Origin of the sequence: Dyadobacter chenwenxiniae (assembly GCF_022869785.1) — a bacterium.
Classification (GTDB): Bacteria; Bacteroidota; Bacteroidia; order Cytophagales; family Spirosomataceae; genus Dyadobacter; species Dyadobacter chenwenxiniae.
The window spans coordinates 2,490,360-2,505,097 of sequence record NZ_CP094997.1; the positions used below are offsets into that span (position 1 = coordinate 2,490,360).

Annotated in this window: 13 protein-coding genes; 7 read left to right on the forward strand and 6 right to left on the reverse strand. The window is 47.2% G+C overall.

The window, feature by feature from the left end; all coding sequences use genetic code 11:
* Nucleotides 1–25: 25 nt before the first annotated feature.
* Complete coding sequence (locus tag MUK70_RS10170; protein ID WP_234656285.1) at nucleotides 26–3,127, reverse strand: SusC/RagA family TonB-linked outer membrane protein; 3,102 nt, start codon at nucleotides 3,125–3,127, stop codon at nucleotides 26–28.
* A 246-nt stretch (nucleotides 3,128–3,373) separates the two neighbouring features.
* Between MUK70_RS10170 and MUK70_RS10175 the strand changes: the two genes are divergently transcribed.
* Entirely contained in the window at nucleotides 3,374–3,760 is a 387-nt protein-coding gene (locus tag MUK70_RS10175; protein ID WP_234656284.1) for an SPW repeat domain-containing protein, read from the forward strand.
* 159 nt (nucleotides 3,761–3,919) lie between these two features.
* On the opposite strand, the gene MUK70_RS10180 is transcribed toward MUK70_RS10175, so the two are convergent.
* On the reverse strand, nucleotides 3,920–4,516 hold the full coding sequence (locus MUK70_RS10180) for a hypothetical protein (RefSeq protein WP_234656283.1): 597 nt from the start codon (nucleotides 4,514–4,516) through the stop codon (nucleotides 3,920–3,922).
* A gap of 39 nt (nucleotides 4,517–4,555) precedes the next feature.
* A complete protein-coding gene (locus tag MUK70_RS10185; RefSeq protein WP_234607356.1) occupies nucleotides 4,556–4,783 on the reverse strand; it encodes a hypothetical protein in 228 nt (75 codons plus the stop codon).
* A gap of 187 nt (nucleotides 4,784–4,970) precedes the next feature.
* Here MUK70_RS10185 and MUK70_RS10190 point away from each other — a divergent pair, with 187 nt between their 5' ends.
* Nucleotides 4,971–5,165, forward strand: a complete 195-nt coding sequence (locus tag MUK70_RS10190) for a hypothetical protein (RefSeq protein WP_234607357.1) — start codon at nucleotides 4,971–4,973, stop codon at nucleotides 5,163–5,165.
* Nucleotides 5,166–5,338: 173 nt separating this feature from the next.
* On the opposite strand, the gene MUK70_RS10195 is transcribed toward MUK70_RS10190, so the two are convergent.
* Nucleotides 5,339–5,626 (reverse strand): hypothetical protein, encoded by a 288-nt coding sequence (locus MUK70_RS10195; RefSeq protein WP_374759060.1) that lies wholly within the window; start codon nucleotides 5,624–5,626, stop codon nucleotides 5,339–5,341.
* Between the two features lie 102 nt (nucleotides 5,627–5,728).
* Here MUK70_RS10195 and MUK70_RS10200 point away from each other — a divergent pair, with 102 nt between their 5' ends.
* The 5 genes from MUK70_RS10200 (at nucleotide 5,729) to MUK70_RS10220 (ending at nucleotide 11,089) form a co-directional block, all read left to right on the forward strand.
* Nucleotides 5,729–6,883, forward strand: coding sequence for a DUF748 domain-containing protein (locus MUK70_RS10200; protein ID WP_234656282.1), 1,155 nt, complete (start codon nucleotides 5,729–5,731; stop codon nucleotides 6,881–6,883).
* Between the two features lie 70 nt (nucleotides 6,884–6,953).
* Nucleotides 6,954–8,474, forward strand: coding sequence for an ABC transporter permease (locus MUK70_RS10205; protein WP_234656281.1), 1,521 nt, complete (start codon nucleotides 6,954–6,956; stop codon nucleotides 8,472–8,474).
* A complete protein-coding gene (locus MUK70_RS10210) occupies nucleotides 8,471–9,862 on the forward strand; it encodes an ABC transporter permease (protein WP_234656280.1) in 1,392 nt (463 codons plus the stop codon). The genes MUK70_RS10205 and MUK70_RS10210 overlap by 4 nt, the downstream gene beginning before the upstream one ends.
* Nucleotides 9,855–10,550: an ABC transporter ATP-binding protein gene (locus MUK70_RS10215; RefSeq protein WP_234656279.1), complete on the forward strand. Its 696-nt coding sequence runs from the start codon at nucleotides 9,855–9,857 to the stop codon at nucleotides 10,548–10,550. The genes MUK70_RS10210 and MUK70_RS10215 overlap by 8 nt, the downstream gene beginning before the upstream one ends.
* 227 nt (nucleotides 10,551–10,777) lie before the next feature.
* The gene (locus MUK70_RS10220) at nucleotides 10,778–11,089 is read left to right on the forward strand and encodes a hypothetical protein (RefSeq protein WP_234656278.1); all 312 of its coding nucleotides are present in this window, start codon (nucleotides 10,778–10,780) and stop codon (nucleotides 11,087–11,089) included.
* 286 nt (nucleotides 11,090–11,375) lie between these two features.
* Here MUK70_RS10220 and MUK70_RS10225 read toward each other — a convergent pair whose 3' ends face one another.
* Both MUK70_RS10225 and MUK70_RS10230 read right to left on the reverse strand, forming a co-directional pair.
* Complete coding sequence (locus MUK70_RS10225) at nucleotides 11,376–13,250, reverse strand: serine hydrolase domain-containing protein (protein WP_234656277.1); 1,875 nt, start codon at nucleotides 13,248–13,250, stop codon at nucleotides 11,376–11,378.
* Between the two features lie 106 nt (nucleotides 13,251–13,356).
* The gene (locus MUK70_RS10230; protein ID WP_234656276.1) at nucleotides 13,357–14,580 is read right to left on the reverse strand and encodes a helix-turn-helix domain-containing protein; all 1,224 of its coding nucleotides are present in this window, start codon (nucleotides 14,578–14,580) and stop codon (nucleotides 13,357–13,359) included.
* Nucleotides 14,581–14,738: the final 158 nt, after the last annotated feature.

The following is a 14,738-nucleotide window of genomic DNA, read 5'->3' on the forward strand; positions in this document are numbered from 1 at the left end:
TGTCTTTTGGGATAATAGCCACTGATCAGAAACCGAGGTTGAGGCCGAATGATAAGATGCGTGATGATGGGTATCCTCCCAGGTCCACCCCAGGTTCCAGGTTGAAATTCGCGCCAACCACATCGGGATCAAGCCCTGTGTATTTCGTGAAAGTCGCCAGATTTTGAGCACTCACATAAACCCTGGCATTGCTCAAAGACAGTTTCCCGGTGACACGCTCAGGGATCGAATAGGATAGTTCGATGTTCCTCAACCTTAAATAAGATCCATTTTCCAGCCAACGATCGGTGTTTCCCCTTACATTGGAAACAATACCGCGGTCCGCACTGGCGGGGTCACCCGTAGCACCGGTGGAATAAGAAACACCGAGGCGTGGAAAATCGGTGTCGGTGTTTCCCGGCGCCCAGGGATTAATGCCCCGGCGATAGTTCGAGTATCCCATTCCGTCCAGATCCCTCCTGACGTCATTGTATATTTTTTGGCCAAATGCGCCGTAGAACTGAACATTCAGCGACAACCCGGACCAGGTCCCATTCAGGATAAGACCCGAAGTAAATTTGGGCCACGGACTGCCTGCAAATGTGCGGTCGCGGTCGTTGATATCATCATTCGTGCCCTGATCGACGCGGTTCACGTAGCGGACATCGCCTGGTTTCGCATAGGCAGCCTGGGCTTTATGCGCCTGTATTTCTTCGTCGTTCTGGAAAAGCCCGTCGGTTTTTATCAGGTAATATTCACCAATGGAGCGGCCAACCTGCGAGCGCGTATTTCCTGACTGAATGTAGTTACGCGGCTCCCCAGTCTCCTCGTCCACACCCAGGTTTCCAAGTTCGAGCACTTTATTCCGGATGATGCTGAAATTGGGCGCAACGCTCCACGTGAATGGCCCCGAAGTCTGCCGGTAACTGAAATCAAGCTCAACCCCTTTATTTTCAATAGAACCAATGTTCACTAAGGGATCGCCCTGCAAGTTTCCAATGTACAGCGGCAGCGGCAGGGATAGCAACACATCTTTTGCAACCGACCGAAATGCATCAATCGTAACGGCTAATTTGTTATTAAAAAGTACCAGGTCTGCACCAATGTTGGTCGTGGCTTTTTGTTCCCATTTAATATCCTCATACACGAGCCTGGCCTGTGTTGCCCCAGGAAATTCCGTTTGCCCCGATCCGAACACAGCCCTCGGTGCCTGGTTCAGGAAGCCGGTGAACTGATAGTTGCTCAGGTTTGCGGAACCCAAAATACCATAGGACCCTCTCAGTTTCAGCTCGGTAATAATGTCCGATTTAAAAAAATCCTCATTACTGATTTTCCACGAAGCAGCCGCGGAAGGGAAATAACCGGTGCGGTGTGCAGGTGAAAATCGGGAGTCCTTATCAGCGCGGAAAGTAAAGGTGAGATAGTATTTTTCAGCAAAATTATAGTTCAGCCTTCCCAGTGCGGAGTTAATGAGCGTTTGCGAGCGCGTTCCGGTCGCGGTCATTCCGCCGCTCGCAGCGTTGATGGTCGTGAAATATTCGCCCCCGAAAAAACCAAGCTGTAACCTTCGTCCGCCCACATCATCGTTTTGGATCGTTTGCTGCGTGTAACCTACAACACCGTTTAAATTGTGTTTGTTAAAAGTAAAATTGAAGTTAAGCGTATGCTCAAAAAGATAACTCAGGAACTGTGCCCGTGTTTCCCCAACGCTGCTGAATTCGGGTGACTGATTCCAATACCAGAGCCCTTCCTTTCGCAGGTTATTGGTTTTATCAAAACTCGTTTCCAGCCCTGCGTTGAAGCGATAACTTACCCCTTTCAAGATTTTGTAGTCGACAAACGCATTGCCCAGCACTTTAAAGAAGTTGTAAGATGTCTTTGTAATATCATTGATCGCCAGCTGGTTACGAGAAAACGACCTCGCATTGAACGACCCGTAACCCCATCCGCCGGGATTTGAGTTACTCACCAGGTCTGCACTCTGAACAGGAATGATGGGGAGGCTGGTCCAGATATCATACCAGGCATTCCCTTCGGCAAACCCACCCTGGAATGGTGCATTTCGCTGGGTGCTGGAAATCATCAGGTTTTCGCCAAATGTGAATTTGTTGCGGGTAGCCTCTGTGTTAATGCGCATCGAGCCACGCTGAAAGTTACGGGCTTTGAGCACTCCTTCGTCAGCAAAATACGATCCGGAGATCAGGTATTTGCTGTCTTTACCGCCGCCCGAAAGGCTCACGTTATAATCCTGAATGCTACCCGTTTGCAACAGTTCGTCAGCCCAGTTTGTATTCACGGCGCCGTTATAACTGGCCACTGCGGGCTGCAATGCATAACCTACCGCCTGATAGGCGCGGGTATTTGTAGCAACAAACTCCTGTGCATTCATCATATCCCAGCGTTTGGGAAGTGATGAAACCCCCAGGCGAAGGGAAGCATCCACTTTCAGCGCTCCTTCTTTCCCTTTCTTAGTGGTAATGATGATTACTCCGTTCGCCGCCCGGGAACCATAAATGGCAGCAGCGGAGGCATCTTTCAATACCTGGATAGTCTCCACGTCATTGGGGTTCACGGTAGTATTTGCGTCGGCCAACATGCCATCGATCACGTACAAGGGGCTTGCATTCCCGAACAGCGTACTCAGGCCGCGTATATTCACGACGGCCTCCTGGCCTGGCGCGCCGCCGTTCCGTACCGCAACACCGGGCGTCATTCCCTGCAATGCTTCGGGTACGGAGCGGGCAATACGTTTGTTTGTATTCTGCGCATCAATGATGCCGGTTGCACCTGTGAGATCCGAGCGCCGAACGGACTGATAGCCGATCACAACAAATTCTTCCAGGTTCTGCGCATCTTCGGCTAACTGGACGGTATACGTGGTTTGATCCGTTACGGGAATGTCCGATGCCAGATAGCCAATAAATGAGATCCGAAGTGTTTGCCCGTTTTGTGCGGCAATTGAAAATTTTCCTTCGGCATCCGTGATAGTCGCGGCGGTTGTGCCGGCGACGAGCACTGTTGCGCCTGGCAGCACCTCACCGGTGGCTGTCTGCACAATGCCGCTAATTTGCCTGTCCTGGGCAGACGCAAATTTCACACAGAAAATAAGAAGAAGCGCAATTTGAAATAGCGTATAAGAATAGCGCATAACTGATGGGTTGATGAATTAAACAGACAATAACAACAAGTTTCCCAGTCCGGAGGGAACTGGAAAAAATGGTATCGAGCTGATAAAAAATTGTGCCATTCAAAAAGCGATTGAGGCCGGTTGCTGCACATTCAGAAATTGACCGTGGAAAAGGACTGGAAAACAAAAGAGTTTGTAACTGGCACAATTTTTAACAGGACGGCATTTTTTTTTAAAATCATCAACAACCATTAAAAATCACATCCTATGAATGTTATCAGCACAAAGCTTCACAGCAGAATAGATTACACCACCAGTATCCTGTTTATCGCGATGCCCTGGATACTTGGCTTCAATGACGTTTTGCCCGCAACCTGGACTTTGATTGCGGTCGGTTGTATGTCTATTCTCATGTCACTTTTCATGGACTATGAAGGCGGTATGGTTCGCAGTTTACCTATGGCGGCGCACCTGAACATTGACATTGCCACCGGCTTATTTCTCGCTGCATCTCCCTGGATCCTGGGTTTTGCCGATGAAGTTTATCTGCCGCATTTGTTGCTTGGCCTCTTTGAAGTCGCGGCCGGGCTCATGACAAGGCGCGTTGCGCAAAGCGATGAAGCAGATACATTGGAACACAGCCAGCAGCCTTAGTTAAAGAAAACCTGGCAAAAGCAAGTGACTGCCTACCATGTGGCTTCACGTATTCAATACATCAATGTAAAAGCTGAACGAGCCTTGCAGTATAGCTATTTGGGCGCTGGCGAGGTGGGGTGGAGAAAGCGATATGATCGCATCAAACACAAACAACATTTATTTCAAAAAATCGAGCATTCGTTTCATGTCATCGATTTCACTTTTTCTTTCTGTGATTGCGGCATCTATCGCGTCGTTCAATTTTTTATAAAATACGGCGAATTCGTCTTTCAGCGATTCATAGCACAATTGCAAGCTGGCAGTATAATATTGATGAGCGATAAGGGTCTTTCTCGGATGCTTTTCATACTCCGCATATTCGATAATGATCTGCTGATGGACAGGATCGGCATACCAGTCGCCAGGCGGTTCCGGGACAGTGAGAGGTGGGCAGCAACCCAGTAAATAAATATGACCTATGGCCTGATATTCAAAAATCAGAACGTCGACACGCACGTTTGCATTGTTTCTGAGCCCCGGCTGGAAGACAGATGCCGGCAATATGCGCTCGAGCATCACCTGGCGGCCATTCTTGAAATCGATCTCAGGCAAATCAACCCGCAAGGAGGTCCTCAATGTTTCGACGTGCAACTGTATCTGTCCGCTATAAAAGTAGTGATCCGGCCATTGGCTTATCTGATCATCAATTTCTTTCTGCGTTTTAAGAAAAAGTGCGTCGAGATTGTATTGAGAAAACAGCTTTATTTTTTGCATAACCTACGTTTTTTGTGAACCCTCGCAGAGAAAGGGTGGTCATTTTGGCTCATCGGAATTTGTTGTGTCCCGGCCAGGAAGCACCTGTTTCTGGTCGTCGCTCAGATCAATATCTCTTCGGACATCCACTGACGTAGTATCCTTCCCTACCACAGCGGAATCGACGGCCTGACCCGTATCAGTTTGTGCCTTGTCACTGCTATTTGAAGTACATCCCTGGATCAACAAACCGAGAACCGAAAGGATGATAGAAAATGCAATTTTCATGATCAAAAAAATTAAATATGAATAAACCTATTTGACGCGGGCTATAAAATGTATGCCAGGAGTGCCCTCTTTACCGAGAGCACTATTATAAATCAAATGCGCGCCAGCAGTGATCTCGGGCTGCGTGATTGGCATGGTATTTATCAGAGCCGGTCGTTTTCGAAAAACTACCTATCCACGAGACGACATGAACAGCGAAACCACAAACCAAGACCAGCCCGCATCTGAAAACGGAACCAAGGACAGCATAGATGACCTGTTCACACCGGGAGGATTTAGAAAAACGGAGGGCACTTCTTATAGTCGGCCTTTAGATAAACCAAACAAAAACAAATCGAAAAGCCTGAAGTCCGGCGGGAAAGTCGTGCAGAAGCCACTTTAACAGGAGACATTAAGATTTCCAAAACCTCAGATACAACAAAGCCCCTGACAAAGCAGGGGCTCGTGCGGTTTTGAAAAATGTCAATTCACACCGGGTTATTTACAGCCATTAGTCATTTTCTGAATAGGGCGACCTGGCCATTTCCCGATACAAATGCTGTAACCTGTTCGCCGTTAATAATTCCCGCTATCCGCCTGATCGTGTCCCTGGGTTTTAACAATTTTGTTGTAGACACCCAGCAATAAAAACGGGGAGGTCCATTGTCCCACAAAGAGTGCAGTGTGCTTGCGCCCCATAATTTTCAAAGCCAGTGATACACCGATAGCACCCAGGGCGGCCCACAAAAATACGTCTGAAGGCAGTTTGGCTGTTTGTTCTTCAATTGCCTCTGCCACTTTACCTTCGCTGTGGCTTGCGTCTGTTAGATTTTTCATTTTCTCTTGATTTTTAGTTTGCCGCATCTGCATATAAATATCATACCTGCCGGCACTAACCACCGGAGCGTTATGCGTATTGGCACCCTTTTTTTGAAATGCCGGCATCACCTGATGAACTGCTTTTATATGCCTACTTCCAAAAGAAAGAAAGTTACCTGGATTATCGCCGGAGTGCTATTACTGATGATAGCCGTCCGGATAGCCCTTCCATACATTGTTCTGCACTATGCCAATAAGAGCCTGGCAGAGATGAAAGGATATTATGGTCATATACAAGATGTTGACCTTGCGGTGCTCCGGGGTGCTTACCGGGTGGACAGCATTTATCTCAATAAGGCCGATACGGTTTCAGGCAAGCAGACACCCTTTTTCGCCGCTTCCGTTATTGATCTCTCGATTGAATGGAAGGCACTTTTAAAGGGCTCTATTGCCGGTAATGTGAGGGTTGAAAAGCCGCTCCTGGTCTTCACAAAGGACAAGGTGGAGCCCAAACAGATCGCCAGGGACTCGGCTGATTTTAAAAAAATACTGAACGATTTCATGCCGCTCAGCATCAACCGCTGTGAAATCCGCAACGGCACTGTTCGCTATAAAGACCCGAGTACTGCGCCAAAAGTGGACATACACATGGACAGCTTGCACTTGCTGGCTCAAAACCTGCGAAACAGCTACGATTCCTCCGCCCTGCTGCCGGCCAGTGTGGATGCCTCTGCCCGGATCTATGAAGGAACCCTGACGATGAACGCAAAACTGAACCCACTGGCCGACCAGCCGACCTTTGACATGAGTGCCGAGCTTAAAAATACAAACCTGGTCAAGCTGAATGAATTTTTTCAGGCCTATGCAAAAATTGACGTTAATAAAGGCCGTTTCGGGCTTTATACCGAAGTAGCAGCTAAGAATAACAGGTTTGCCGGGTATGTCAAACCATTGATTAAAGACCTGGATGTCCTTGGCAAGGAGGACCGGAAAGACAATGTTTTCAGAAAGCTCTGGGAAGCTGCCGCAGGTGGCGTAGGCCAGTTGCTCCGGAATCAGCCCAAGGATCAGGTGGCTACCAAAATCCCTTTCGAGGGGAAGCTTGATGACCCGGAAACCAATATTTGGTATGCTTTGAGCCATATCCTTCAAAATGCATTCATCCATGCCATCCAACCTTCCATCGACAGCGAGATCAGCATCGCTTCTGTCGACGATCCAAAAAAGGAGAAGAAAACATTTTTACAGAAAATATTTTCCGGGGATAAAAAGGAGAAGAAAGAGAAAAAAGAAAAAAAGTAATGCGATAGGCTATGGAATGCGTACCATAGCCATATTTATCATTGCAACAATGATGCAACAATAAAAAAGTATGTATATTGCAACCCCGTTGCATGTGCATACTTTTTATGTAAATGCTGGTGCAACTGCTTTGCAATTGATCAATTTTTATATGCATTTCCGCTTTATCACCCTTGTCGCCCGTCAGGAATGGGCATCCATCTTTCGAAGTAAGGTTCCGTTGGCGCTGTTTACTGTGTTGTTCGTCGTTGCGTTACTGGCGACGTTTACCGGCTGGCAATACGTCAGTAAATTCAATCATCAGCAAAAAGCGGCACATCAGGAGGTGCATGACCAATGGATGAGCCAGCCCAACCGGCACCCGCACCGCGTTGCCCACTATGGCTACATGGTTTTCCGGGAAAAATCCCCGCTCAGCTTCTTTGATTTCGGCCTTGACAGCTATGTAGGCAATTCTGTTTTTCTGGAAGCGCACAGGCAAAACACGGTTAATATGAGTGAAGCGGGTTTTTCTAATGGGATGCTTCGTTTCGGCGAACTGAGCATGGCCATGGTATTACAGCTGCTCGTTCCCTTGTTCATCATTTTCATCGGCTTTCAAACCGTTGCCAGTCTCAAACTAAATGGTGTACTTAAATTACTCTTATGCCAAAGCGCATCGTACCTGGACATTCTTATCGGCAAAATAACCGGGCTGACGGCCGTTGTCTGGGCTTTGTTTTTGCCGTTGCTGCTAGTAAGCCTGCTAGCGGGCAACCTGCTCATTACCGGGGATATGAGTGCCGAGGCCTTGCTACGCGTGCTGCTGCTTACCATTTTATATGCCATTTACTTCCTGATCATTACCATGCTGGTTGTGATCGTTTCTGCTATAAGCAAATCTGCAAAAAACGCGCTGATGGTCCTTGTCCTGGTCTGGATGCTGTTTTTTATTGTCATTCCCAAAAGTGCCCAGACGCTCGGCAGCAGCCTGCACCGGGCACCGGATAAGATCGCTTTCGAGCAGGCCATTGAAGAAGATGTGAGCAAGCAGGGCGATAGTCATAATCCAGATGACCCGCATTTCGCAAGCTTGAAGGCAAACACCCTGAAAAAATATAATGTGGATTCGATCTCACAGCTTCCAGTCAATTATGGCGCATTGGTAATGCAGGAAGGGGAAAACATTTCGTCGGGCATCTTCAACAAACATTTTGATCGACTGGTCGACATATATAAGGCCCAAAATAGTGTATCCTCCATTTTGGGTTTTGCAGATCCGTATCTGGCGATCCGCAATATTTCCATGAACCTCTCAGGAACCGACTTTGACAGCTTCACAGCATTTCAAAAACAGACCGAAAAGTACCGCTTTGAAAAAACTAAAAAGCTCAATGAGATCCATTTGACTCAGATCAAATATCAAAACGACAGCAAACAGAAGGTCAGCGCTAAAAACTGGCAACAGCAACCCGATTTCAGCTTCCAGCCTTTGGCATTCAGTGAAAACCTCGCGGCCGGAACGCTTGGTATGGCTGCATTAATCCTGTGGGTTTTTGCCAGCCTGGGCGTATTAATCTTTGTTTCTTCCAAACGCGCGTATCAAATATGAAAATCCATCGGAAAGTTCTGTTGCTGGAAATCAAAAACTTCCTGCTGGGAAAAACGGTGCTGATCGGGGCAATCAGCCTGCTGCTTTTTGGTTTGTACAGCTTTTATCACGGCAACCAGGTAATTAGTCAGCAGCAGCAGACGATTACAACGGTGCAAAGTGTGCAAAGACATCATTTGCAAGAGATTGTGGAGCATGGAACAGGAAAAGCGGTCGGCACGACAGCCTACTATCCCTTCTTTTATACGACCAACCCGGCTTCTCCCTGGGCGAAATTTTCAATCGGGCAACGCGATGTAAATCCCTTCACATTGAAAGTCAAAATGCTGGCGATTGAAGGGCAGCTTTATGATTCCGAGTTAACCAATCCGCTTACCTTACTGGTTGGAAACCTAGACGCTTCTTTTGTATTTATATTTCTTTTCCCGCTGCTGATCATTGCGTTTACCTATAACGTGCTTTCGGAAGAACAGGAAAGCGGCGTCTGGAAAATAGTCCGAACTACGGGCAATAACATGGGTGCGGCCATTGCTGGCAAGCTGCTGGTTCGTTTGGCGATTATTTTAGCAGTCACCCTACTTGTATTTGCTGCCGCAATCATCTCTTTGCGCCTCCCCCTTTCGATGCCCACCTTCGAGCTGCTGACCGTAGTAATCCTCTACATGCTCTTCTGGTTCACAGTCTCGCTACTGGTTATTGCTTTGGGCAGAAGCTCTTCATTCAATGCGACTACATTGGTCTGCATCTGGATTTTCCTGGCGATCCTGTTTCCCGGCATCGCAAATATTACCGTGAACAACAGCATACGTGTGCCCGAAGCGGCTGAAACGGCGATCCGCCAGAGGGAAGGATACCATGCCAAATGGGACGAGCCCAAGAAGCCGACGATGGAAAAGTTCTACGCGGTTTATCCTCAGTATCGCAAATACCCTATCCCCGACGACAAATATTCTCCTGGCTGGTATTATGCCATGCAATTTTCGGGTGATCTGGAATCGGCTAACTCCTCCAAAAAGCTTTTTGATAAATTAATGCAAAGACAGACGCTATCCGAACAAATTGCGGGCTTCAACCCTGTCATTGCCGCGCAGCAGTCATTAAACAAGATTGCTAACACAGACCTTACCAGCCACATCCGCTATCTGCAATCGGTGAAGGCCCACCACCGGCAGGTCCGCGAGTACTTCTACCCTTTCATTTTTGAAGAAACCCCTACCGAAAGCATTGACTGGGGTGGTTACCCGGCTTATCATCCTAATCAATATGTGGATGAACCCATTTTCCGCGGCGTAATGGCGATCCTCATCTGGGTGATCGGCTCGCTTGGAGCTGCGCTGATGTTATTCAACAGAAATTTTATTAAAATCAAAGACATTCAAAATGCTTGAAGCTATAAACCTTACCAAACGCTACGGCATTCAAACTGCCGTAAACAATCTGAATTTAAGCATTCAGCCCGGTGAAATCTTTGCGCTGCTCGGTCAGAACGGGGCTGGGAAAACCACGACTATCAATCTGTTTCTGGGTTTCATAGCGCCTACCGAAGGCAATGCACTAATTAATGGTATATCAGTAGCCGAAAACCCACAAGAGATTAAAAAGTATCTCGCCTACATTCCGGAAACGGTAATGCTTTATCCAAACCTGACCGGCATTGAAAACCTGGAATATTTTTCTTCGCTGGCGGGTTTTGATTATTCAAAAAAAGAGCTGGGTGAATTGCTCGCAACTGCCGGCCTGCAATCGAAAGCATTTGATCAAAGATTGGCAGGATACTCGAAAGGAATGCGGCAAAAAGTAGGCATTGCCATCGCTGTTGCAAAGAAAGCGAAAGTGCTGCTGCTGGATGAGCCAACCAGCGGACTTGATCCGAAAGCATCCAATGAATTTTCCCGGATTATAAAGACCCTTGCTGCAAATGGCACGGCGATCTTAATGGCAACCCACGACATTTTCCGGGCCAAAGAAGTCGCAAGCCGAATCGGGATCATGAAAGAAGGCAACCTGCAATCTGAGATTGACGCAGCCTCCATCTCAGCGAACGAGCTTGAAAGCCTTTACCTGAAAACGGTTTAGCAGCTGCCAATTAAATTGGTGAGAAAAGCCTGTCGGCAAGCAGGCGTTCCAGCCACGTATTAATAACAGCGACGTTCGTAATGTCGGCAAAATTGGCCTTTTGGGGATGTGTTTACCGCATGTGGGATACGGCGATCTGGCACTTTCAAAGAAATCAGCGCTCCAACAGCAGCAGTTTTTATTGGAATGGTTTTGGCTAAGGTAATTTATAAACTACCAAAAAGGACATGGCAAAAACAGAAAACTTTGAGACCTGGCTATCAGGCATCGCCCTGGAAAGCAAGGAAGATGTATATGATCTTTATAATTCGATAAACAATTTCGAAAGGTCCGGCAAATTTTATACTTCCAAAGAGGTTACCAACGACGGTTACGAATATCTGGTTAAGGCCGATGGTCTTGAAGATCACCTGCACCTGGATTCGGACGAAACCAAGTTTGCTTTCATAGATCATTTAAAGTCTAATTATACCGATGCGGACGCCGCCGACATTGATGTGTGGTCGGAGATGAAAAAGGATTTGGGCAGGCTGGATTAGTCCTGCCTATTGCATGTTGGCGTGTCTAAGGCAGGTTTTCTCTTCTAGAATGTCCAGGCTGGATTTTGTTTGAGACCGGCCGGTTAACGGGTAAGAGCTTTTCCCGCCTCGCTAGCGCCTTCCAGCTGCCATTTATACCACACGGTCGCGAGCTTGCCACCGTGTGGTTTTGAAACGATTAAACAGCACCAAAAGTAAATGCTATCGAGGTTGATTTCATTCAGTCATCTTGTGAGCGTTAGCATGCAGATCGTCATCAGTACAGCATTAGAAAATGTTGTTTTGTTCAGTAATACCAATTGCTGCTTACGAAAATGAAAAATAAATAGCATGCTGAAATCGCAACCATTACAAGATATCCCTTCAATCCTTTGCTGCTGAATGTTCTCCATTTTACACTCAAAATATATAAAACAAGCAGTGTACCGGCTGCGAATAAATACTTTCCCGCTCCCCACATCATAAAAAGCCAATCGGTGGAAGAGGCTTCTCTCATATGATCAAATAGTTGGCTGGCTGACCATAGAATCAATAATGACCCGGTCGTTACAAGTGCTGGTGAGAATCTTGTTACCAGCACACATCTTGGTATTTTACCTGCCACGAAGAGCAGCAGATTAATCAGCAAAAAAAACAATGTGCTCACCAAAAAAAGTACACTTACTGCAAAACCAAGGAGGGACGACCAGGCGGCGAAAGCAGTCGTCTTTTCAAAATAAAGCGTGCCATCCACAATCACGTGGTTACCCTCCGTGTCTTTCAAAAACAGTATCTGCGGGCTGGCGGCGTGAAGACTCTTGTAACGGATGCCCGCAGCCTCAGCCGCTTGCCATTTCATTGAGCCGCGGCCCAGAATTTGAACGCTTAATTCGTTCCCGACCTGTTCTACCTTGATTGTATTGGTAAGGCTTTCGAAAAAACCTGTGTATAACTGACTTGGGTTGCTTAGCTTGTAATAACCCATAAATGGCTGTGCTACTGCCTTATTCAAAGGATACGTAACTGGCATAACGGGTTTCTGGACATGCTGCAAAACGAATTGACTGATCAAATGGTCGGCGTACCGATAGAATGATTCGTTGTGCGTATTGATAGCGAAGGCATACCCCAATCCTAGTTTACGGTTATATAAAAAAGCGGACAAAAATCCTCCGATCGCGCCCCGGTGTCCCCGGAAAATATGCCCTGCGATGTCGCTGGCTTCGTTACCATACCCGTATGTGTTCATCAGCCCCGCACGGGCAGACAGATAAGTATGCGGCGTTTCAGATTCATTCAAAAATTTCTCCGAAAGAAATGGCCCGGAATGTGTTTTCCAGTCATTCAAATATGCCTTCAATGCAAATGCAAAATCCAATGCACTGACATTCAGAGAACTGTATCCGGGATTGAAAGCCGGCTGATGCGGCACCAACTGGAAATGATCGTCCTTCCAGACATAGCCCTTACTGTATTTCGCCGAGCCATCGCTGGTCATAGCGATGTTTGCATCTGGCATTTGCAGAGGTGTAAAAACCTTTGTACGCAAATATTCACTTGTCGGTTTGCTTGAAACCTTTCCGATGATGTAATCCAGAATGGCATAGTTCACGCTGGAATAGGAATGCCGCTCTCCCGGTTTCCATCTGGATTTCATAAATTTCCCAAAAACCGCTACCGAACCAATGCCGGTAACCGGCTTGCCTGTGAAGTTGTATTCTTCGAAAGGGGACTTATCGCTAAACCCGGTGGTGTGTTCCAGCAGCATTTCAATGGTAACCGGATTTGAAGTCTCCCATTTATTTTCAAATGGAATTTCAGGCGCTATATCGCTCAATTTCGTGGTACCGCGCAGTTTCTTTTCCTTTACCAGATCCAGAATGCTGAGCGCAATAAACGTTTTCGTAATGGAGGCGGCGCGAAACAATTGACGCTGCGTAACAGGAGTTCTTTTACCCATGTCGGATAATCCTAAACCGCCTGAAAACCGGACTGAGTCTTTATCCACGATTGCCAGCATCATTCCGGCAACGTGTTGGCGCTGCATCTCGGACTCGAGCCGGGCTTTCAGCTCGTCCAGTGTTTTGGGCACAGGCTCCTGGGCCTGAACGGCCGGAAATGTCGATAAAGTTGCCAGCAGAAATGCTAAAACAAGTAAAAAGAAAGTAATGCTACGGGCCATTGGATTTTACAATTTTTGAAAGTGAATCAATGGCCGAAATAGGTCAGAAATGGGGTTACCGGCGTTCGGATGTATCCAAACGCACCGTTTTTGAAGATTTGGAAGCTTATTTTCTGCCAGCGGAGGCAAATTCACTTGGTGACTGGCCGGTTGATTTCTTAAAAGCTGTATTAAAAGTGGTTTTTGAGTTGAATCCGGCTTCAAAAGCAATTCCCAGCATGTTCAACTTTTCAAATTCTTCGGAAAGCAACAGCCGCTTCGCTTCCTCGATCCGATAGCCGTTTACAAACGAAAAGAAATTCTGGCCATACACCTCGTTGATCAGGTAGGACAGCTCATGAATGGAAATACTCATTTTCTGGGCAAGTACGGGAAGGCTGAGAGCACTGTCGAGGTATACTTTTTCTGCCTGCATCAAATGTGCCAGTTTATCTTTAAGCACAGACGCCTGGCTCTCAGTCAGCCTTTTCTGCTTTTCGCTCCGGGTGCTCGTTTTAGCAGAAATAACCAGGTCCAACTCTCTTAATGCCGGTTTTGAATACGGGTAAATTTCTTTCTGTTGCAATGCAAAATATGCCAGGAAATATACACTCAGCAGATATAAAAACGGCGTAATATGAAATAGTAAAGTGAAATTGAATATGGCCAGATTAAGCCATACCAACACGACGGCGGCCAGGACCCATAAAAAATATTGCAGCCACGACAGGTCAATTTCATCGGTCGAACTGGCTACCTGCTCAATGTTCTGCCGGTGGCGGATCAGTTTGCGGTAGGACAAGCCCCAGTAAACGACTGTCTGGATGGGCAAGGCGATTTTCAGCAATGTCAATACGACCCGCGCCGTCATAGGATCTGAAAACCTCACGTTTTCTCCTGTCACCATATGAGGAAGGCGGAAAAGCAGGACTGCTGCAAAAAGGACGAAATGCCACAGCATGCGGATGGTGCTCTTTTTGTCTGTTGCTGTAAAAAAAACAACACTCAGATACAACATCGGAGCCGATAAAAACCGGCTTACTTCTATCAGATCAAAGAGGGCAACCCGCTTGCTATGCAGGTGAAGATTATGCAGGAACACTTCCAGCATTGCACAGCCAAAAGTGAAAATGAATGCGCCAAGCCAGTGGTTTGCCTTGACATTATTGTTTTTAGGATTTGTAAAAAGTAAAAATGCGAGCAGAAAAGCCCCTCCGGTGGTTAGGCCAATTAGTAAAGGGTCGGACATGCGTTGTTTGTGCTGTGAATGTTTGCGGCTCGCGTGGCGGTTCCACCGCGGCAGTTCCACCGTGGGGATTCCATCCCGGCGGTTCCGCCATGGGGATTCCATCCCGGCGGTTCCACCGTGGGGATTGAAATTAGAAAATTTGTCTAATTCATCACCGCTTATTTCGTCGGAAGGTTTACAAAGTTGAATCCGGCATGGCCCTTACAAGCTGTTTACTCCGATTCTATGTCGGGCGAGAGCCTCCGAACCGCACGCAGTGG

Bases quoted from the DNA above. Each gene is read 5' to 3' on its own strand.
- MUK70_RS10220 (WP_234656278.1), top strand. From the start codon at position 10,778: ATGGCAAAAACAGAAAACTTTGAGACCTGGCTATCAGGCATCGCCCTG.
- MUK70_RS10170 (WP_234656285.1), bottom strand. From the start codon at position 3,127: ATGCGCTATTCTTATACGCTATTTCAAATTGCGCTTCTTCTTATTTTC.
- MUK70_RS10180 (WP_234656283.1), bottom strand. From the start codon at position 4,516: ATGCAAAAAATAAAGCTGTTTTCTCAATACAATCTCGACGCACTTTTT.
- MUK70_RS10200 (WP_234656282.1), top strand. From the start codon at position 5,729: ATGCCTACTTCCAAAAGAAAGAAAGTTACCTGGATTATCGCCGGAGTG.
- MUK70_RS10225 (WP_234656277.1), bottom strand. From the start codon at position 13,250: ATGGCCCGTAGCATTACTTTCTTTTTACTTGTTTTAGCATTTCTGCTG.
- MUK70_RS10190 (WP_234607357.1), top strand. From the start codon at position 4,971: ATGAACAGCGAAACCACAAACCAAGACCAGCCCGCATCTGAAAACGGA.
- MUK70_RS10185 (WP_234607356.1), bottom strand. From the start codon at position 4,783: ATGAAAATTGCATTTTCTATCATCCTTTCGGTTCTCGGTTTGTTGATC.
- MUK70_RS10230 (WP_234656276.1), bottom strand. From the start codon at position 14,580: ATGGAATCCCCATGGCGGAACCGCCGGGATGGAATCCCCACGGTGGAA.
- MUK70_RS10205 (WP_234656281.1), top strand. From the start codon at position 6,954: ATGTATATTGCAACCCCGTTGCATGTGCATACTTTTTATGTAAATGCT.
- MUK70_RS10210 (WP_234656280.1), top strand. From the start codon at position 8,471: ATGAAAATCCATCGGAAAGTTCTGTTGCTGGAAATCAAAAACTTCCTG.
- MUK70_RS10215 (WP_234656279.1), top strand. From the start codon at position 9,855: ATGCTTGAAGCTATAAACCTTACCAAACGCTACGGCATTCAAACTGCC.
- MUK70_RS10175 (WP_234656284.1), top strand. From the start codon at position 3,374: ATGAATGTTATCAGCACAAAGCTTCACAGCAGAATAGATTACACCACC.
- MUK70_RS10195 (WP_374759060.1), bottom strand. From the start codon at position 5,626: ATGCGGCAAACTAAAAATCAAGAGAAAATGAAAAATCTAACAGACGCA.